Source organism: Pontimicrobium aquaticum (assembly GCF_005047595.1).
GTDB lineage: Bacteria > Bacteroidota > Bacteroidia > Flavobacteriales > Flavobacteriaceae > Pontimicrobium > Pontimicrobium aquaticum.
In genome coordinates this window covers 241862-262284 of record NZ_SUPL01000001.1, presented here as the reverse complement: position 1 = coordinate 262284, position 20423 = coordinate 241862, and the positions used below count along the sequence as shown (strand labels likewise).

The window sequence follows — 20423 nt, the reverse complement described above, 5'->3', positions numbered from 1 at the left end:
ATTTATTTGAAACATTATTGGTGTAAATTGAAAAGCCTTAGTTATTATAACTTTGGCTTTTTTGTTAATACAAACTAAAAGAAGAAAAGCACCAAACCACCGATTGATTTAAAAAAATCGTACTTTTCCACTTCAGTTTTTGAAAATGAAGTACCTAAAGTTTTTTGTTTTAATTATTTGCCTAACCTCTTGCGATTATTTTGAAAAGAAAAAGGTAAATACTCAGGATATTATCAATGAGGAACTCGAAACGTTTAATTGGAACGATGTTGATGAATATCCTTCGTTTGATAATTGTAATAACTCAGGTACAAAAGAACTTCGTAAGCAATGTTTTCAGACAACACTTACAAACCATATTATGTCGCAGTTAGCACTAAGAAAAATTGTGGTTACAAAAGATTTAAACGACACGATAAACATGTCTTTTTCTATTTCAGAAAAAGGAGATTTACGAGTATTAAGTATTGAAGATAATCCTAACATTACTTCTCAAATACCTGATATCAATACCTTTTTAATCGAAAGTCTTAATAATTTACCTGAAATTTCTCCAGCTATTAAAAGAGGCCAGCAAGTAAAGACTGAGTTTAAAATCCCAATCATAATCAAGGTAGAATAGTTAAAATTTAATAGCAAATTTTCTCATAAGTCTTAAAATCTCGGTATATAACCAAACGAGTGATACTAATAATCCCCAAGTGGCAATCCATTCTTTGTATTTGTCGGCTTTATTCTTATGTTTTTCAATATAATTAAAGTCTAACAGCAATGTAAATGCAGCGACTGTTGCTGCAATAATGTTAAACACAATTGCTAACCAGGAGGTTCCCCAAAGAAATGACCTTATACCGAAAAGGCTTAAAATAAATGAAATGAAATACACGATAAATATTGAGAGAGCAGCAGTAATAATAACACTTCTAAGTTTTTTGGTAAGGACTATAATCTGTGTTTGATACAATACTAAAATGGTAAAAAAGGTAATAATGGTAACACCAATGGCTTGAAAAGGCAGTTCAGGATACTTCGCTTTTATAAAAGCACTAAACCCACCTAAAAAACAGCCTTTTGCAATGGCATATAATGGCACTAAAACATGCGACCAATGTTGCCTTACCGAAATAACGATACTTATTATTATCGCAGCGAGCATTCCTCCTAAAGTAAACCACCTTACATTGGTACCATTATCATATAATTTCCAAATAAAACCAGTTATTAAAGCAATAATAAAAATGCAAACTATCGATTTAATAATAATACCTCTAACACTCATCGTTTTTGAAGTGTTTGGGTTGTTTTTCCAGAAATAATTGGAAAACGCAGGATTAGACGTTTTATAATTAGATAGTTTTTGCATATCGATTAGAAAGATACTTATTTTTTAAAACTTCTATCTTTCCATTTGTATGTTGAGAACATTGCTTTAAAAGCAATAAAAACAACAAAAAACGGATATAGTAAACCACTAAAAAAGTAATTGTTTAAAAGATGTTTTTGATTAAAAAAGTTAACCGATTTATACAGTAGTATATAATCTACAGATAGTTTTAGTATTAAAACAGCAACAAAGTAAAGCCAGTAAAATAAACCAAAAACACTTAAAAAAAGAGTAATGACAATTAGAGCATTCACCAATAAAACTAGTAAGCCAACAAACTTCCCAAACGCATTTTTGTAAGTACTTGTTTTTGAAGCCCAACGAATACGTTGTTGTATAAGGTCAGATAAAGATGTTTCTACCTTAGTAAAAACTATAGCATTTTTAGACTTCATATACTTAACTAATTCTGGGTATTTTTTTATTGCTTTTTCAAGCAAAAAAATATCATCACCACTGGCAATGTCGTCATTGTTTTCAAAGCCATTAAGTTCTTTAAATAAGTCTTTTCGATACATTAAATTGGCACCATTACATAAAAAAGGAAATGAGAGACCAAAGCCTCCAATAGTTGCAGCCTGAAGACTTAACATATCTAAGGCTTGAAATTGGTTGAAAAATGAATCTGAAGATTTAAAAACAACAGGCGCAACTATCATGGCAACATCATAACTGTTGATAAAGGAGTTGCTTATTTCTAACCATGTATTGGGCACTTCACAGTCGGCATCAGTGGTTGCAATCCAATGGTACTTAGCTTTTTTAATGGCTGTGGTAATAGCATCTTTTTTTGGTGAATTAGATGCACGATTATTTTTTATAATTTGAAAATCTAATTGCGAACAACTTAATAGTCTTGAGCTTAGTTCCACAGAATTGTCAGTAGAATCATCATCTACAAAGATCACTTCGAAATGATTTTTAGGGTAGTTTAAACTTTCTAAAGACTTGATTAGATCGGATAAATGTTCTTCTTCATTTCTAAAAGGGACTATAATAGTGAATCGCGTTAAGTGTCTCAAAAAAGGTTCGTTAAACATTCTTATTTTGTTAAATCCAATAACAAAACTACCTATCAAAAGGCTATATAAAACGGTTGTAATTATAATGATAAAAATCATTTAGTCATCGATGTTAGAAGCAGTTGGCAAATTAAAATTAAGTACATAGTAGCTTCCAAACACACTTGGAAGTACAAAGTTTAATAGCCACATTAGTGTAGTAACGCTTAAAATGGTAATATTATTGATTTCGACAAAACCAAATATGTACAAAGCTACACTCCCTTTAACGATAACATCAAAAATAAATATGGTTGGTATAATAGAAACCAAGAGGTACATGGTACATATTAAAACCATGGCGTTTATGTAGGTAATATCTACTCCAAATACTATATATAGATAATAAAATTGAAATGAAAAAATAAGATATCTAAACAAGGAATAGGCTATATTTTTCAGGTGAATTTTTGCAGACACACTCCTTACAAACGTCCATATTTTTAAAAACGAAAATCCTTTGATACTAAATCGTTTATGCGACACACCAAACCCTATAGCAACAACGCCTATTAAAGCGTAGGTTAATAGTCTAACTAGTTTGTAATAAGAAATATCAACCTCATATTGAGAAATAAATATATAAAAGCCAACAATTCCAAATAAAAGGGTTATACTCATCTGAACCATATTGCCAATTAAATTTAAAAGGACTATTTTTTTGCGTTGGTCACTTCTAAAATATATAGTTTTAGCCGCATAATCTCCAATCCTATTTGGCGTAAATAAAGATGCTGTATGCGATGCTAAACTTTGTTTAAATGCTTCTAAAAATGAGATTTGAGTAATAGATTTTACTAAATTTTGCCATTTTAAAATTTCAAAAAACCAATTAAAAATGGTTAAAACCAATAAAAAAATGATGTTTTTGAGCGAAAAAGCACCATTTTTAACTAAAAAATCAACAAAGACTAAAAAATCTAATTCCTTATTATTTACAAGTTTGTCATAAATAAAATAGGCAGCACCAACTACAATGCTTAACTTAATAAGTACAAAAAAGAATTGCTTAGTTTTGTATGGAATTCTGCTAATCATTTTGTCACAAATTAAAACTATTATTGTAAATGACCTTTATAAAAAATAAATATAAACGACCTTTACTTTGTTTACTTCTATTTAGCGTCATATCCTTTAGTTTTGCTCAAGGCGATTCCGAAAAGATACGATTACAATTGGCAGTTGGAGTAAATAACCCAATTGATAATGGCAAAAATGATGGCTATTTTGCTAAAGACATCAACTTACCAACCATTAATTTTGGTGTTCGTTATATGTTTAAGCCTAACAAATTAGGGGCAAAACTGGATGTTGGTTATAACAGGTCAAAAAGTGATGAAGGCTCACAGAAATTTAAATTAAATTATACACGTGTTAATGCGCAAGTGGTGTATGATTTTAATGATTTATTGAGTTTTTTGCCTCAAGAAATGTCAATCCAAGCACATGCAGGACCAGGAGTAAGTTTTACTAAGCCACTATTAAATGATTCTGAGAATACCTATACGTATTTAAATGGATTGATAGGATTGGAAGTGTATTATAGCTTATCGCGTAAGTTGTCTTTGTTTGTAGATGTAGCTTATGCAAAAAGTTTCACGAATAAAGTAAAGTATGATGTTGTAACAGACGGTTACTCATTTAATGGAGATTTAATGTATGCCACAGTTGGACTTTCAGTAGCTTTAAGTGGTTGTAGATATTGTAATTAATGGCTAAAGAACAAATTATATTAGGAATAGATCCTGGGACAACCATTATGGGTTTTGGGCTTATAAAAGTAGTTGGTAAGCAAATGCAGTTTTTGCAACTTAACGAGTTGGATTTAAAAAAGTATAGCGATCATTACTTAAAATTAAAACTCATTTTTGAACGCACTATAGAACTTATCGATACGCATCACCCAGATGAAATAGCTATCGAAGCACCTTTTTTCGGTAAGAACGTACAAAGTATGTTAAAACTAGGTAGAGCACAAGGTGTTGCTATGGCAGCTGGCTTGTCAAGACAAATTCCAATTACCGAATATTTACCAAAAAAGATTAAAATGGCCATTACTGGAAACGGTAATGCAAGTAAAGAGCAAGTCGCCAAAATGTTGCAAAGTACTTTAGGATTAAAAACATTACCAAAAAATCTAGATGCGACAGATGGTCTAGCAGCAGCAGTATGTCATTTTTACAACTCAGGACGTGTCAATGTTGGTAAAAGCTATTCAGGTTGGGAGAGTTTTGTAAAACAGAATTCTAAAAAAATAAGTTAGCAGTATGCAGTTGCAGTCAGATAGGTTTCGATTAGCATGGAAAACATAAAAATTTCAGATTATTTGAGTAATAATTCTTCCCCTTTGGGGAAGTTAGATGGGGCAGCTATCTACATCCACATACCATTTTGTAAACAAGCGTGTCACTATTGCGATTTTCATTTTTCTACCTCATTAAAGAAAAAAGAAGAGCTCATTAATGCCTTAATAAAAGAATTGGAATTACGAAAAGAGGAGTTTCAAAATCAATCTATAGAAACTATTTATTTTGGTGGAGGCACACCATCATTATTGACGAATGAAGAATTATCGTTACTAATTAATGCAGTTTACACTAACTATCAAGTTGTCGATAATCCCGAAATTACATTAGAAGCCAATCCAGATGATTTAACAGAAAAACGAGTAAAAGAACTTGCTAATTCGCAAATCAACCGATTGAGTATTGGTATTCAATCCTTCTTTGAAGACGATTTAAAAAGCATGAATCGTGCGCATAATGCAACAGAAGCCAAAGAATGTTTGAAGGAAGCAACTCGTTATTTTGATAATATCACGATTGATTTAATTTATGGCATCCCAAACATGAGCTTAGAAAAATGGAATGAAAACCTAAAAATAGCGTTCAACTTTGGTGTCAATCATATTTCTAGTTATGCCTTAACAGTGGAGCCAAAAACAGCCTTAGATAGTTTTATAAAAAAAGGCACCTATCCACCAATAGATGAAGAATTAGCTTTAGAGCATTTTAATCATTTAATAGCTGAAACCGATAAACAAGGCTTTGTGCATTATGAAATTTCAAATTTTGGAAAACCTAATTATTTCTCTAAACACAATACAAGTTATTGGCAAGGAAAATCGTATTTAGGCATTGGTCCTTCAGCACATTCGTTTTATAATAATCAGCGTAGCTGGAATATTGCTAATAATACTAAATACATCAAATCTATTCAACAAAACCAACTACCATCAACAGTTGAAACACTCACTAAAAAAAATAGATTTAATGAGTGTGTTATGACAGGATTAAGAACCATATGGGGAGTTTCATTATTAAAAATTGAAGAAGATTTCGGGTCTGAGTTTAAAGAGCATTTACTAACAGCTTCAAAAGAATTTATTAATCAACAATTACTAATTGTCACTTCGAGTGATTGCGATAGCAATTGTATCGAGAAGTTACAAGCAACCCAAAAAGGAAAATTTTTAATTGATGGAATTTCATCAAGTTTGTTTCTCTTATAATCCTTAAATTTACGCTTAACAACCATATTACATGAAAGCAGTTATAAACGTAAACAGTCGTACCTACGCCATTTATATTGATAAACCTTTAGATATTTCAATTCCTCTACGTGCCACAAAAAGCAACGTAAATGCTTGGTATATTAATGAACCAAGTATTGAACCTGTTGAAATGGACGATTTTATTGTAAGCGTAAAACATGGAGCTCCTGTAAATTTCAATAATATAAAGTTTAATCCGCATGCTCATGGTACACATACCGAGTGTGTTGGACATATTACTGAAAAGAAATACAGCATTAATCAATGTTTAAAACAGTTCTTTTTTGTAGCTGAAGTGGTAACTGTAGCACCTGAAAAGCTAGCTGACGATTTTGTTATTTCAGCAAAACAATTACGTTTTGCTATTGGCAACAAGAAACGCGAAGCAGTGATTATTAGAACGTTGCCTAATACCAAGGAAAAACTAACGCAGCAATATTCAAATACAAACCCACCATATTTATTGGAAGAAGCAGCTATTTATTTAAAAAATAAAGGTGTTAAACATTTGCTTATAGACTTACCAAGTGTAGATAGAGAGCGAGATGATGGCGAATTACTTTCACATAATGCTTTTTGGAATACCGATGGAAAAATACGCACTGAAGCAACTATCACAGAATTTATTTTTGTACCAAATACCATTGAAGATGGTAAGTACATATTAAACCTTCAAATTGCACCATTTGAGAATGATGCGACTCCAAGTAAACCTGTTTTATATAAGTTATACGAATAAAATGGAAGCGATTTTAGGATTAGTAGTAGGTGTTTTATTAACAGTAGGTGTCATTGTTTTTTTAAAATTTCAGCAGTCAAAAAAATTGGCTAATTCACAATCTGTTATACTATTAGATAAAGTTAAAAGCGTTTGCAAATTCATAACAGTTGAAGGTGATTTCGCAGAAATATATCATTATCAAGATGTCAAGCAAAAATTCTTAAAGCTTATCACTAGTAAAAAAAAGGCACTTGTTGTGGTTAATGCTAAAGCCTACATAGGATTTGATTTATCTAAAATAGAAATGAAAGCAAACGCGAATACTAAAACGCTTGTATTACAAAATTTTCCTGAAGCTGAAGTATTATCAATCGAAACCACCTTAGATTATTACGATAAAAAAGATGGATACTTCAATAAATTTGAAGCAAACGATCTTACCGATTTGCAGAACGAAGCTAAGATTCATATAAAAGATAAAATTCCTGAAAGTGGTTTGTATCAAGCTGCACAAAAAGAAGCCTTAGAAGCAATTTTATTAATAGAAAATATTGTGCAAACTATTGGTTGGAAACTAGATTATGGATCCTTAAAAATTCAAGATAAAGACCAAAAACTCATAGATTGATGCACATAGACCAAATAAGAGATCATTGCTTATCAAAAAAAGCTGCGACTGAAAGTTTTCCGTTTGATGAAAATACACTTGTATTTAAAGTAATGAATAAAATGTTTTTAATGGCACCTTTAGACAAGTTTGAAAAAGGAGAAGCTGCTATTACCGTAAAATGTGATCCAGAATATACAGAGGAATTAAGAGATAGCTACGAGAGTGTTTACGCTGGACCTTATGTGAGTAATAAACATTGGAATACTTTAGCTATTCATAAAAATGAACTGCCGCCAAAATTGATTTTAGAACTCATAGATCATAGTTACGATATGGTTGTAAAAGGAATGACAAAGAAGCTTCGAGAAGAGCTTAACAACTTGTAGAAACAATTATATAACTGTATTATTGCATTTTAAATCTAGAAGCTAAAAAGATGAGTTTAGAAAGAGAACTAAAAAAGAGAAGTCAAGAAAAATGTGAGTTATGTTCAAGTAACGAAAACCTTCAAGTGTATGTAGTGCCTCCATCAAAAGATGAAAGTTTGGATAACGCACTAATGGCTTGTAAAACATGTGTTGAGCAAATTGATAATCCAGAAATCACAGATGCAAATCACTGGAGATGCTTAAACGATAGTATGTGGAGTGAACATCGTCCTGTTCAAGTAATGGCTTGGAGAATGCTTTCAAGATTAAAAAGCAAAGGTTGGCCACAAGACTTATTGGATATGATGTATTTAGATGAAGAAATCCTAGAATTTGCAAAAGCAACTGGCGAAGGTGAAGACGACTCAAATAAAGTAATACATCGTGATGTTAATGGTGTAGTTTTAGAAGCTGGTGATTCTGTAGTGCTTATAAAAGACTTGAAAGTAAAAGGTTCAAGTATGGTTGCAAAGCAAGGAACTGCTGTTAGAAATATTCGTTTAGATAGAGATAATGAAAAATATATCGAAGGCAAAGTTGGACCAACCCAAATTGTAATTATTACCGATTACGTTAAAAAAATATAAAGTCAAAATTAAAGCAATTTGGATTTAATATTTGAATTAATACTTCGCTCAATTATTGTAAATGGCTTAGTTCTGTTTTTAAGTTAAAGATAGTTTGAAAAACGTATTCTAATTTCAATAAATTAAAGTAAAAAATGTGTTTGTATCTGGCATTATTATTGATAACACTGCTTAGTTAAAGACTAAAGCCAACCAATCAAATGAGAAAGCTTAAAATTATAATTACAACAATTATATTGTGCTTATGCTTCAAAGGAATAGCACAGTTTGATCAAAATAGCGAAATGCAAATAGTAATAGGAGAAGTTGATAGCTTGTATTCTAATATACTAAAAGAACAAAGGAAAATTTGGATACACTTACCCGAAGATTTTGATAATAGTGAAAAATATCCTGTTATATACATCTTAGATGCATCCCAACTTTTCTATGTTGTTACCGGAATGCAAAAACAATTAATACCTTTTAAAACTCCTAAATCTATTATTGTTGGTATTACAAATACTGACAGAACAAGAGATTTTACACATACCAATGTGCCTTTTCAACGTGGGCACAAATCGGAAACTTCAGGAGGTGCTAGTAATTTTATAAAATTTATAGACAAAGAATTAAAACCATTTATAAATAATAAATATCCAACAGAAAACAACAACACAATTATTGGTCACTCAACGGGCGGTCTCTTTGTGCTTTACTCTTATTTGTATCACGAAAACTCTTTTGATAATTATTTAGCAATAGATCCAAGTCTTTGGTGGGATAAAGAAAATCTAGTAAAAGCAACTCAAGACCAAATAAGTAAAGGAAATAAAAAGGAAAAGTCATTATATATAGCTGTAGCAAATAGTATTGGAAAAGAAATGGATACAGTTAAGGTGAGAAAAGATAAAACAGTTCCTACTGAACAGATTAGAGCAAATCTAAAGTTTCATGATGTATTAGTAAAAAATAGTGAAATGCTTAATTTTACTTGGGAATATTTTAATGATGAAGATCATGGAAGTGTTGTTGTTCCAGCTCAATATAATGGATTACGATCTGTTTTCTCTTGGTTTCCATTCCCAGAGATGTGGCGTTTTAACACACCAAAAGCATATACTGCCAAAGAATTAACAGAACCGTTTTATTCGCATTATAAAAAATTAAGTACTCGTTTAAAGCGTGAAGTAAAACCAGAATGGCAAATGCTCAACGACATTGGTTTCTTTATGTTAGATGGCCATAACCTTCCTAAAAAATCCTTAGCCTATTTAGAAATGAATGCCAATTTTTATCCTAATGAGTCAAAAAGTTTTGTTGCTTTAGGTAATTATTTTTTATCCCAAAAAAATAAATCAGAGGCAGTTACAAACTATAAAAAAGCCGTCAAAATAGATGGAAATCAAGATGCTCAAGCTAAACTAAAGGAGTTAGATTAGGCTTAAAAGTTACCTCTAATTAAACTGTTATGATTTTTTATAGAATCGATTAAACAACTTTAGCTTTTCGAAATTCTGATGGCGACATTTTCCTAATAGTTTTAAATTGCCTATTAAAATTAGAGATATTATTAAATCCAGATTTTTCTGCAATGTCTGCAATTAGCAACCTTTCTTCTGATATGAGCAATTTACACGCATTTTCAATACGTAACTCGTTTAAAAAGGTAAAATAAGATTTGTTAGTACGCTTTTTAAAGTATTTACAAAACGCATTTTTTGTCATAGATGAAACTTGAGCCACATCGTCCAAACTAATTTGTTGATGATAATTCTGCATGGTAAAATCCATAACATCTCTCATACGTTTCCCTTCGCTATCAGTATATTTTTTGTCATATATAAAAGAAGATAACGGTTGTGTTCTAGATTTTGAAAGCGTTTTTAAAACTTCTAGCAGTATGATAAAACGTTGCAGTTTACTGCTTTTAGCTAATTGTAGAAAATAAGTTTCAAGGATTTTTGATTTTGGAGATACCTTAAATCCGTAATTAACCTTTTTAAAAAAAGGTTTTAGATCCCTTAATTCTTCTAGTTCAAAAAAAGAGGTTCCAAAGGCATCTTTTGAAAAAAATAGGGTCAACATTTCTGAAGCTTTATTTAATGAGATATCACTTTTAAAAACATGTGGTAAGTTGCTTCCAATAGCAAGAAGATCACCTTTTTTGTAGTAGTTAATGGTGTCTCCAACCACAAGAGTACCTTCACCTTCGGCAATAAAACTCACCTGAATTTCTTCATGCTGATGAAACTTATCATAGAACACTAGTTCTTTATCTTCTTGATAAATTAGTGCATGATATTCTGGTTTTGGTATTTGAAACGGTAATACTTTCATATCACTAAAATATGTAAATAATATTCAATATATTATAATTAATAATATTTAAGGATAATATAGTATAAATTATGGATAAAGAAACATTATATTTTATTTAAAATCCATGCTACTTTTATCAAAACAAAATTTAGTATAATGAGTTTAAAATGGAAAGGCGTAATGCCTGCAGTAACAACAAAGTTCACAAATGATGATGTTTTAGATTTACAAATGTTTGAAACCAATATCAAAGCACAATTAGATGCTGGAGTCCACGGTATTGTTTTAGGAGGAACCCTAGGAGAAGCAAGTACCTTATTAGATGAGGAAAAAAGCATTCTAACACAAGAAACAGTTAAAATAGTTAACGGAAAAGTTCCTGTGTTAATGAATGTAGCTGAGCAATCAACTAAAGGAGCTATTGCAGCGGCGAAAAAAGCAGAAGATGATGGTGCAAAAGGTTTAATGATGTTACCTCCAATGCGCTATAAAGCCGGAGATAGAGAAACCGTAGAATATTTTAAAGCAGTTGCTAACAATACATCGTTGCCAATTATGGTGTATAATAATCCTGTAGATTATAAAATTGAAGTGACTTTAGATATGTTTGATGAGCTCTTAAAATGTGATAATATAGAAGCTGTAAAAGAATCAACTAGAGATATATCTAATGTAACGAGAATAAAAAACAGATTTGGAGATAGGCTTAAAATAATGACTGGAGTTGACACTTTAGCATTAGAAAGTTTATTAATGGGAGCCGATGGATGGATAGCAGGTTTGGTTTGTGCTTTTCCACGAGAAACCGTTGCTATTTACGAACTGCAAAAAGCAGGAAGAATACAAGAAGCTTTAGCAATTTATAGATGGTTTTTACCATTGCTAGAGTTAGATATTAACCCTAAATTAGTACAAAATATCAAGCTAGCTGAAGTAGCTACTGGAATAGGAACCGAAAATGTACGTGCACCACGTTTACCTCTTTTTGGAGAAGAAAGAACAAAAGTACTAGCAATTATTGCTAAAGGAATGCGAACCAGACCAACACTTCCAGAATATAAGAATTTACAAGAGTTAGTATAGTTATGTAATATATGTTAGAAATAAGACCAACATGCGAACATTGCAACAAATCATTGCCACACGATTCTAGTGAGGCAATGATTTGTACGTTTGAATGTACCTACTGTAAAGATTGTGTTGAGAGTGTATTACAGCATGTATGCCCAAATTGTGGAGGTGGTTTTGAAAAACGACCAATTAGACCAAAAAATTTATTAGAAAAATATCCAGTTTCAACCAAAATAGTACATAAACCTGTCGATGTTGAAACTCACCTAAAAAGAATTGAAAATCAATGATAACAGGGAAAAATTATATAGGAAATCAACTATCAGCCAAAGGAAGCAAAACGTTCAAAACGTTTAACCCTTTGTTGAACATAGAAAACCAATGGGAAATAACTGAGGCTTCTCAAGATGAGGTTAATCAAGCAGCAGAATTAGCTACTGAAGCTTTCAAAACATATTCCAAAACTTCAGGAGCAAAAAAAGCACAATTCCTTAGAGCTATTGCAGACGAAATAGAAGCATTAGGCGATGAGTTATTACAGGTTTATTCTTCAGAAAGTGGATTGCCGAATGGAAGAGCCAAGGGAGAAAGAGGAAGAACACTTGGGCAATTACGTGCTTTTGCGAATCATGTAGAAGAAGGTAATTGGGTAGATGCATCTATAGATACTGCACAACCAGATAGAAAACCACTACCCAAAGTAGATTTACGAAAAATGAATGTGCCTTTAGGACCAGTTGTTGTTTTTGGAGCATCCAACTTTCCATTCGCATTTTCAACAGCAGGAGGAGATACAGCAGCAGCCATTGCATCAGGATGCCCTGTAATTGTAAAATCGCATCCAATGCATGCAGCAACAGGCGAAATGGTTAGTAGTGCAGTGATTAAGGCTGCAGAAAAAACTGGTATGCCTAATGGTGTATTTTCTAACCTTAATTCTAGCGGAATAGAAGTTGGACAACAATTAGTACAGCATCCTAAAGTGAAGGCAGTTGGTTTTACAGGCAGTATTCATGGTGGTCGCGCATTATACGATTTAGCTGCAAAACGAGATGAACCAATTCCAGTATTTGCTGAAATGGGAAGTATTAATCCAGTTGTTATTTTGCCACAAGCATTAAATAATAGAGCTGAAACAATTGCTAAAACGTATGCAGGCTCAATTACTTTAGGAACAGGGCAGTTTTGTACAAATCCAGGTTTGATTATTGGTGTGAAATCTGCAGGGTTGACCAGTTTTGTGAATACTTTAGCTGAAGAAATCGTAAAAGTTGAACCGTCTTGTATGTTGCATCCAAATATTGCTGGAGCATATGAAACCAATAAATCTAAAGCATTATCACAAAGCGGAATAAAAGTATTAGCTGGTTATGAAAATGATGTAGAACCTAATTATGCCAGACAAGTTGTGACAACTGTTGAAGGAGATACTTTTTTAAATAATCCAACATTACATCACGAAGTATTTGGACCATTTTCGTTAGTTGTACAGTGTGAAGACAAACAACAATTAGAAGATATTATTTCTAATTTAGAAGGACAACTTACTGGAACTATTATTTCAGATGATAATGAAGTAGCAGAATACTCTAACGTTGTTAATGCGCTTCAAAATAGAGTTGGACGCATTATATTCAATGGAGTTCCAACTGGTGTTGAGGTGTGTCCTTCAATGCTACATGGAGGACCTTATCCAGCATCAACAGATTCGAGATTTACAGCGGTTGGTGTAGATTCGATTAAACGATTTGTAAGACCATTTAGCTTTCAAGATTGGCCAAATGACTTACTTCCAGATGAGTTAAAAAATGAAAACCCATTAGGAATTATTCGAAATGTTAATGGCAAACTAACTAGCCAAAAAATTTAAAAAGAATAATTATGAAATTGCTCAAGTATTTAGTTGTCTTCGTTTTATTTGGAATTTTAGCTTTTAAAGCTTCTTCGAATTCCGATAAATTGAATGACATTATTGCAAAATATGAAGCAGATAGAAATTACGATTTCAAGCGCAATGAATCTGTTGAAAACACTATTAAATACTATCAAGAAGAATCGGATTTTGCAAAATCACTCAAAGCAGAATTAGAAAAAGTTAGTGTTGAAGGCTTATCAGAATCTGAGCAAATTTCAAGAGAGTTACTACTGTTTGTATTACAGGATAAAATAGATACGCATACGTTTAAGATGTACTTGAATCCTATTACAAATGAGAGAGCTTTTCATTTGAATTTAAGTAGAATGGCTAATAGGACATTCAAAAACAAAGAGCAAGTCATTAAATATTTAGAGCAGCTTGAAGAGTTGCCACAACGAGTTGATTATAATTTAGATTTATTAAGAGCAGGAGTTAAAGAAGGTATTTCACAACCAAAAGCAGTGTTTAATAATTATGAAATTACGTATGATAAGCACATCGTTTCAGATGTTACTAAAAGCGAATTTTATAAGCCATTCCAAAACCTACCAGACTCGTTTTCAAAAGCACTAAAAGATTCAATCATTAAAGTTGCCAAGGTGAGTGTGCAAAAAAACGCAGTCAATCAATATAAGAAGATTAAAAGCTATTTTGAGAATGACTATTTTCCAAATACCCGAAAAGGATTAGGGGTTTCTTCGACACCTAATGGAGAAGCATTTTATCAAAATAGGATCAATTATTATACTACAAGCACGAAGTATACAGCAGATGATATTCATCAAATTGGATTAAATGAAGTGGCAAGAATTAAAGCAGAAATGCAAAAAATTATTGATGATTTAGGGTTTGAAGGAAGCTTTGCAGACTTTTTAAAATTTTTGCGTACAGACGAACAATTTTATCCAAAAACAGCTAAAGAACTATTAATGTTCGCTCGTGATATCTCAAAAAGAATTGATGCTGAACTACCAAAATACTTCATCACATTACCAAGGAAACCATATGGTGTTGTTCCAGTTCCAGCAGCAATTGCACCAAATTATACAGGCGGAAGATATTCAGGGTCATATAGTGATGCAACTGCTGGATTTTATTGGGTAAACACCTACAATTTACCGAGTAGAACACTTTATACAATTCCAGCATTAACAGCTCACGAAGCAGTTCCAGGACACCATTTACAAATGTCTTTGAACAACGAATTACCAGAAACTATTCCACAATTTAGAAGAAACCTATATTTATCTGCCTATGGTGAAGGTTGGGGATTGTACTCTGAATATTTAGCTGAGGAAATGGGCATCTATACAACACCTTATGAAAAATTTGGACAATTAACCTACGAAATGTGGCGAGCTTGCAGATTGGTAGTAGATACAGGTGTTCATGCAAAAGGGTGGACAAGACAACAAATGCTTAATTATATGGCTGAAAATACAGCCCTATCCATTCATGAAGTAACTACCGAAACTGATCGTTATATTTCGTGGCCTGGACAAGCATTATCGTATAAAATAGGAGAAATAAAAATAAGAGAACTCCGTAAAAAAGCTGAAGAAGCTCTTGGAGAAAAATTTAACATTCGTGAATTTCATGAAGTAATTCTTGAAGAAGGAACGGTAACACTTTCTATTATGGAAAAGCGAATGGATGATTATATTCAGAATAAATTAAATGAGTAGAACAAAGTTTGTTTGCATTGATGCTCACACTTGTGGAAATCCAGTTCGTGTGGTAACCGAAGGGCATCCAAATTTGGTTGGTGCAACTATGAGCGAAAAACGCCAACATTTTTTAAAAGAGTTCGATTGGATTCGTAAAGGACTCATGTTTGAACCTCGAGGTCACGACATGATGAGTGGCAGTTTTTTATTTCCACCTCACAATCCAGAAAACGATTTTGCTATTTTGTTTATAGAAACTTCAGGCTGTTTGCCAATGTGTGGGCATGGTACTATTGGAACCATTACTGTTGCCATTGAGGAAGGCTTAGTAATGCCAAAAATTCCTGGAAAAATTAGAATGGAAGCACCTGCTGGTTTGGTTGAAATTGAGTATCAGCAAACCAATGGAAAAGTAGATTGGGTGAAACTCACTAATGTAAAAAGTTATTTAGCTGCCGAAAATTTAACCGTTGAATGTCCTGAACTAGGCGAAATTACATTTGATGTGGCTTATGGCGGAAATTATTACGCTATTGTAGATCCTCAGCAAAATTTTTCAGGAGTGCATGATTTTACAGCGAGTAAAATTGTACAGTATTCACAAGTGGTTAGAGAACGCATCAATAAAAAATACCCAAATCTATTTATTCATCCAGAAAATGAAACCATTCGTGATGTCACACACATGTTGTGGACAGGAAATCCTATCGATCCAACATCTTCAGGTAGAAATGCAGTATTTTATGGAGACAAAGCTATTGATCGTTCGCCTTGCGGAACAGGAACTTCTGCAAGATTAGCACAATTATACGCTAAAGGAAAACTAAAAGTTGGAGAACCATTTATTCATGAAAGTTTTATTGGTAGTAAATTTATTGGTCGTGTTGAAAAAGAAACTATTTTAGACAGTAAATTAGCCATTGTACCAAGTATCCAAGGTTGGGCAAAAGTGTATGGGTACAATACCATTTTTATTGATGATGAAGACGATCCTTATGCACATGGGTTTCAAGTGATTTAATTTTGAATCAAATCTTCTCAAACTTGTTTTGGGATTGTAGTAATTATAAAATAATAAAACATGAAGCAGATTTCAATTTTGTTTGTAGCGTTAATGTTAATTTCAATGCCTTTTCAAGCGCAAGAGGTTACAAAAGAAGATTATAAAAGAGCTGTCAGTTTTATGTACGACAATTATAATAACAAAACAGCTTTCAACCTTTATACAACTATTAATTGGTTTAAAGATGGTTCGGGACTTTGGTTTAATGATTATAGTAACAACAACAAATCTTATAAAACAGTTGACTTCAAAAACTATAAAGTTGTTGATTTGTTTGATCACGTAAAGTTGGCTACAGCATTAAGCAAATTGAATGATAAAACTGTTGAAGCAAATAATATCTCTATTTCCAATATTGAAAGACTAAAGTATGGAAATTTGGATTTGAGTTTTGATGGAAAGACCTATACTTTAAATCTTAAATCCTATGAACTTCAACTGAAAGAAGAAAAAAAGCAAGAAGAAAACAACGAATTTGAATCTAAATCACCTAATGGTAAATGGATTGCCTTTACCAAAGATTATAATCTATTCATAAAATCAACCGAGAATAATCAAGAATACCAATTGAGCTCAAAAGGGGAAAAAGGCTATGAATATGCATCATGGTATGGTTGGTATGACAAAATGGAAGGAGAAAATGGTGAGCGACCAAAACGGTTTTTTGTTAACTGGTCTCCAGATTCAAAATGGATTGCAACAAGTATTGTAGATACTCGAAATGCTGAGAAAATGTATATGTTAGATCATAGCATCGACTCGCTTTATAAACCAAAACTATTATCCTATTATCGAGGCTCACCAGGAGATACTACAATGGTACATATAACTCCTGTTTTTTATGATATTTCAAACAAAAAAGAAGTAAAAACAAGCTTGCCAACGGGAACACATATTAATTCGGTTGCTGTTGAATGGATGGAAAATCCGGGAGAATTATTAGCTAATTACCCTATACGAGGTTATAAGAAAGAAATCCTTAAACATATTAATTTACATGATGGTAAAGAGCTAACATTAATTGAGAAAACCAGCGAAACAAATATTGATAATTTTTGGTTTAGAAAGCTTGATGACAAACAAAAAATCGTCTTTTTATCAGAGCGAAGCGGTTGGCGACAATTATACATGGTTGACATAAAAACCAAAGAAACAAAGCCTTTAACTACTGGGAATTATTATATAAATTCCGTAGAACATACTGATGAAGATAAAGAAAACATCTACTTTTTAGCTTCAGGGAAAGAACCTAATGCAAACCCTTATCATCAAAAACTTTATAGAGTTAATTTTGAAGGTAAAGTCACATTGTTGACGCCTGAGAATACACATCATATTGTTAGTTTTTCAGAAGATGGAAAGTATTTCACAGATAACTATTCAACCATAAACATTCCGACAAGAACAGTTTTAAGAGACTCTAAAAACGGAAAAATTCTAGCAGAATTAACAAAAGCTGATGTTTCTGAAGTCGTTTCTAAAGGCTGGAAATCACCAGAAGTTTTTGAACTAACTGCCAAAGATGGAAAAACCACCATTTATGGTGCAATCTGGAAACCAACAAATTTTGATGCTTCTAAGTTCTACCCAATCATTGATGCCACATATACAGGACCACATACGCAAGTGTTTCCAAAATCGTTTGATAGAGGTTTAAGTAATCAATCTTTAGCAGAGTTTGGTTTTATTGTTGTTGGAATTGATGGTTTAGGAACGTCAGGACGCTCTAAAGAATTTCACAACCATTCCTATAAAAACATGGAAAATAATTTAGAAGACCATGTATTAGCAATAAAACATCTGGCTCAAAAATATTCATGGATTAATATAGAAAAAGTTGGTATTTTTGGTCACTCAGCTGGTGGTTATGATACAGGAAGAGCTATGTTAGGTTTTTCGGATTTTTATAAAGTTGGTGTCGCGAGTTCTGGAGACCATGATTTTAGAATGGAGAAAGCGTGGTGGCCAGAAATGTATCAAGGTTGGCCAGTTGATGAGACTTATGAAAAAGTGTCAAACATTACAAATGCTAAAAAATTAAAAGGAAAATTGTTATTGGTTCATGGTGGTATTGATGATAACGTAAATCCATCAGCAACCTTTAAATTAGCTGAAGCTTTGGTCAATGCAGATAAGGATTTTGATTTATTAATTTTTCCAAGTCAGCGACATGGTTATGAAGGCAAAGCTCGAAAATATTTTATTAAAAAACGTTGGAATTATTTTATTGAACACCTATTGGAGGTAAAACCAATATGGGATTTTAAATGGGATTAAATGAGTAAAAAAGTTGTAGTTATTGGCGGAGGGATAATGGGTTTATCATCTGCGTATTACCTTCAAAATCAAGGATATCAGGTTACAGTTATAGATCAATCAAACATGGATGCTGGAGCCTCTTATGTGAATGCAGGCTATTTATCGCCAAGTCATATTATACCATTGTCTGCTCCTGGAGTGATGAGAAAAGGTATAAAATGGATGTTTGATAAATCGAGTCCTCTATATATAAAACCACGATTAGAGTCAGATTTTTTAAGATGGACTTGGGCTTTTAATAAATCTTGTAATCCTAGACATGTTGAAAAGGCTGCACCAGTTATTAAAGATATTGCAGTTTTAAGTCAAGAACTCTACAGGGACATTTCTAAGACTGAAAATATAGATTCCCATTATGTAACTAAAGGATTGTTTATGCTATGCCAAACAGAGAAGGCGCTTGAAACAGAAGTAAACATTGCGCATTACGCTAATAGATTAGGTTTAGAAGCTAGAGAAGTTAGTGCTGCTGAAATTAAAGAATTAGAGCCTAATGTTGAGATAAATGCTATTGGAGCCGCTTATTTTAAATGTGACCACCATACAACACCACATGAATTTATGACTGGGTTAAAAGCTGCTCTTAAAAACAAGGATGTGCAATTTTATACCAATGAAAGAGTCATTGATTTAGAGGTTAATAATAATAGTATAAAATCCATTAAAACAGATAAGCAGACAATTGAAGCTGATGAATTTGTACTTGCAGCAGGATCGTGGAGTAGCATGTTGAGTAAAAAATTGGGGATTAAACTCCTTTTGCAAGCAGGAAAAGGCTATCGTGTTAATTCTGAGAGGGATACAGGAATAACTATTCCAGCAATCTTAGCTGAGGCTAAGGTAGCCATAACACCAATGAACGGGTTTACAAGATTTGCGGGGACTATGGAAATAGCAGGAATCAATCAAAATATTAATAAAGTACGAGTAGAAGCCATTGCAAACGCGGCAAAAAAATATTACCCAAATGTTGAACTAACCGAAGAAGAAAAAAACAATGCAGCTTGCGGATTACGCCCTGTATCACCAGATGGATTGCCTTACATTGGGAAGTCTAAAAAATGCAATAATTTAACCATAGCAGCAGGACATGCCATGATGGGTTGGAGTATGGCTACTGCCACAGGAAAGTTGGTTTCAGAGATAATTTCAGATAAAAAACTATCTTTAGATATAAACCCTTTTCATCCAGATAGAAAGTTTTAATCTTTTAAATTCATTCGCATTGTAATAAGATGCTTTTTTAAGCCAGCTTTTTCATAAGCTCTAATGGCTGAAGGGTTATCTTCATAAACATCTAAACGTATTTCAAAAACGTTTCGTTCTTTGCACCACTTTAGTAAAGCATCCATAATGAGTTTGTTATAACCATTGCCACGATGCTTTTCTGGAACAAACATAAAACCTAAATAACCCTGTTTTTTATGTTTTAAATAGGGTCTGTCGTCTTTTATTTTAGCATAACCTGAAGCCACTAATTCGTTGTTTAATTCAACAACATATAAATCAGATTCTTTATTCGCCATGATTTCAGTAAGGTCATAATATATTACTTTTCCGTCCTTAATAGTTGGATCCATTGGTCTTTCGGCGTTAACTAGCCCATCCATAAATTCCATCAAAACAGGGAGGTCTTCTAGAGTTGCTTTTCTAACAATTGGAGTCATATTTCTTAGTAGATGATATTAGTTGATTTATAATAGTTTTCAAATCTAAAATTTATTCCGTTTATCGAAAAAT

At 32.4% G+C, this 20423-nt stretch carries 21 protein-coding genes; 16 read left to right on the top strand and 5 right to left on the bottom strand.

All coding sequences use genetic code 11. The features are described from left to right. Positions 1-145: 145 nt before the first annotated feature. Positions 146-622: a hypothetical protein gene (locus tag E5167_RS01210; RefSeq protein WP_136840202.1), complete on the top strand. Its 477-nt coding sequence runs from the start codon at positions 146-148 to the stop codon at positions 620-622. On the opposite strand, the gene E5167_RS01205 is transcribed toward E5167_RS01210, so the two are convergent. From E5167_RS01205 to E5167_RS01195, 3 genes are all read right to left on the bottom strand, one after another. Then, on the bottom strand, positions 623-1363 hold the full coding sequence (locus E5167_RS01205; protein WP_136840200.1) for a Bax inhibitor-1/YccA family protein: 741 nt from the start codon (positions 1361-1363) through the stop codon (positions 623-625). Between the two features lie 17 nt (positions 1364-1380). Further along, positions 1381-2424, bottom strand: a complete 1044-nt coding sequence (locus tag E5167_RS01200; protein ID WP_239021916.1) for a glycosyltransferase family 2 protein — start codon at positions 2422-2424, stop codon at positions 1381-1383. Between the two features lie 81 nt (positions 2425-2505). Beyond that, entirely contained in the window at positions 2506-3483 is a 978-nt protein-coding gene (locus E5167_RS01195; protein ID WP_136840196.1) for a lysylphosphatidylglycerol synthase domain-containing protein, read from the bottom strand. Between the two features lie 29 nt (positions 3484-3512). Here E5167_RS01195 and E5167_RS01190 point away from each other — a divergent pair, with 29 nt between their 5' ends. The 8 genes from E5167_RS01190 to E5167_RS01155 all read left to right on the top strand — a co-directional run bounded on the left by E5167_RS01190 (position 3513) and on the right by E5167_RS01155 (position 9765). Next, positions 3513-4157 carry an outer membrane beta-barrel protein gene (locus E5167_RS01190; protein WP_136840193.1) on the top strand — a complete coding sequence of 215 codons (645 nt, stop codon included), beginning with the start codon at positions 3513-3515 and terminating at the stop codon, positions 4155-4157. Continuing rightward, positions 4157-4708, top strand: a complete 552-nt coding sequence (gene ruvC / locus E5167_RS01185; RefSeq protein ID WP_136840191.1) for a crossover junction endodeoxyribonuclease RuvC — start codon at positions 4157-4159, stop codon at positions 4706-4708. The genes E5167_RS01190 and ruvC overlap by 1 nt, the downstream gene beginning before the upstream one ends. 36 nt (positions 4709-4744) lie before the next feature. Continuing rightward, the gene (gene hemW, locus E5167_RS01180; RefSeq protein WP_136840189.1) at positions 4745-5956 is read left to right on the top strand and encodes a radical SAM family heme chaperone HemW; all 1212 of its coding nucleotides are present in this window, start codon (positions 4745-4747) and stop codon (positions 5954-5956) included. Between the two features lie 31 nt (positions 5957-5987). Further along, positions 5988-6737, top strand: a complete 750-nt coding sequence (locus E5167_RS01175; RefSeq protein ID WP_136840187.1) for a cyclase family protein — start codon at positions 5988-5990, stop codon at positions 6735-6737. Between the two features lies 1 nt (position 6738). After that, positions 6739-7347, top strand: a complete 609-nt coding sequence (locus E5167_RS01170; protein ID WP_136840185.1) for a DUF4230 domain-containing protein — start codon at positions 6739-6741, stop codon at positions 7345-7347. Further along, a complete protein-coding gene (locus E5167_RS01165; protein ID WP_136840882.1) occupies positions 7347-7715 on the top strand; it encodes an MmcQ/YjbR family DNA-binding protein in 369 nt (122 codons plus the stop codon). The genes E5167_RS01170 and E5167_RS01165 overlap by 1 nt, the downstream gene beginning before the upstream one ends. A gap of 50 nt (positions 7716-7765) precedes the next feature. Next, positions 7766-8344 (top strand): PhnA domain-containing protein, encoded by a 579-nt coding sequence (locus tag E5167_RS01160; RefSeq protein ID WP_136840183.1) that lies wholly within the window; start codon positions 7766-7768, stop codon positions 8342-8344. Positions 8345-8628: 284 nt separating this feature from the next. Further along, positions 8629-9765 (top strand): alpha/beta hydrolase, encoded by a 1137-nt coding sequence (locus E5167_RS01155; RefSeq protein ID WP_239021915.1) that lies wholly within the window; start codon positions 8629-8631, stop codon positions 9763-9765. A 49-nt stretch (positions 9766-9814) separates the two neighbouring features. Here the strand turns inward: E5167_RS01155 and E5167_RS01150 are convergent, their stop codons facing one another. Beyond that, the gene (locus E5167_RS01150) at positions 9815-10663 is read right to left on the bottom strand and encodes an AraC family transcriptional regulator (protein WP_136840179.1); all 849 of its coding nucleotides are present in this window, start codon (positions 10661-10663) and stop codon (positions 9815-9817) included. A 138-nt stretch (positions 10664-10801) separates the two neighbouring features. Between E5167_RS01150 and E5167_RS01145 the strand changes: the two genes are divergently transcribed. Genes E5167_RS01145 through E5167_RS01115 form a run of 7 tightly spaced genes read left to right on the top strand, consistent with a single transcriptional unit; the run spans position 10802 to position 19889 of the window. Further along, positions 10802-11728: a dihydrodipicolinate synthase family protein gene (locus tag E5167_RS01145; protein ID WP_136840177.1), complete on the top strand. Its 927-nt coding sequence runs from the start codon at positions 10802-10804 to the stop codon at positions 11726-11728. 11 nt (positions 11729-11739) lie between these two features. Beyond that, positions 11740-12006 carry a DUF1272 domain-containing protein gene (locus tag E5167_RS01140; RefSeq protein WP_136840175.1) on the top strand — a complete coding sequence of 89 codons (267 nt, stop codon included), beginning with the start codon at positions 11740-11742 and terminating at the stop codon, positions 12004-12006. Then, a complete protein-coding gene (locus tag E5167_RS01135) occupies positions 12003-13586 on the top strand; it encodes an aldehyde dehydrogenase (NADP(+)) (RefSeq protein WP_136840173.1) in 1584 nt (527 codons plus the stop codon). The genes E5167_RS01140 and E5167_RS01135 overlap by 4 nt, the downstream gene beginning before the upstream one ends. A gap of 11 nt (positions 13587-13597) precedes the next feature. Then, the gene (locus E5167_RS01130) at positions 13598-15319 is read left to right on the top strand and encodes a DUF885 domain-containing protein (RefSeq protein WP_136840171.1); all 1722 of its coding nucleotides are present in this window, start codon (positions 13598-13600) and stop codon (positions 15317-15319) included. Further along, positions 15312-16322 carry a 4-hydroxyproline epimerase gene (locus tag E5167_RS01125; RefSeq protein ID WP_136840168.1) on the top strand — a complete coding sequence of 337 codons (1011 nt, stop codon included), beginning with the start codon at positions 15312-15314 and terminating at the stop codon, positions 16320-16322. Before E5167_RS01130 ends, E5167_RS01125 begins: the two co-directional genes overlap by 8 nt. 60 nt (positions 16323-16382) lie before the next feature. Beyond that, positions 16383-18641 (top strand): prolyl oligopeptidase family serine peptidase, encoded by a 2259-nt coding sequence (locus E5167_RS01120; protein ID WP_136840166.1) that lies wholly within the window; start codon positions 16383-16385, stop codon positions 18639-18641. Beyond that, the gene (locus tag E5167_RS01115; protein ID WP_136840164.1) at positions 18642-19889 is read left to right on the top strand and encodes an NAD(P)/FAD-dependent oxidoreductase; all 1248 of its coding nucleotides are present in this window, start codon (positions 18642-18644) and stop codon (positions 19887-19889) included. It abuts the gene before it with no gap. Here E5167_RS01115 and E5167_RS01110 read toward each other — a convergent pair. Beyond that, positions 19886-20350 carry a GNAT family N-acetyltransferase gene (locus E5167_RS01110; RefSeq protein ID WP_136840163.1) on the bottom strand — a complete coding sequence of 155 codons (465 nt, stop codon included), beginning with the start codon at positions 20348-20350 and terminating at the stop codon, positions 19886-19888. The genes E5167_RS01115 and E5167_RS01110 overlap by 4 nt on opposite strands. Between the last annotated feature and the right edge of the window lie 73 nt (positions 20351-20423).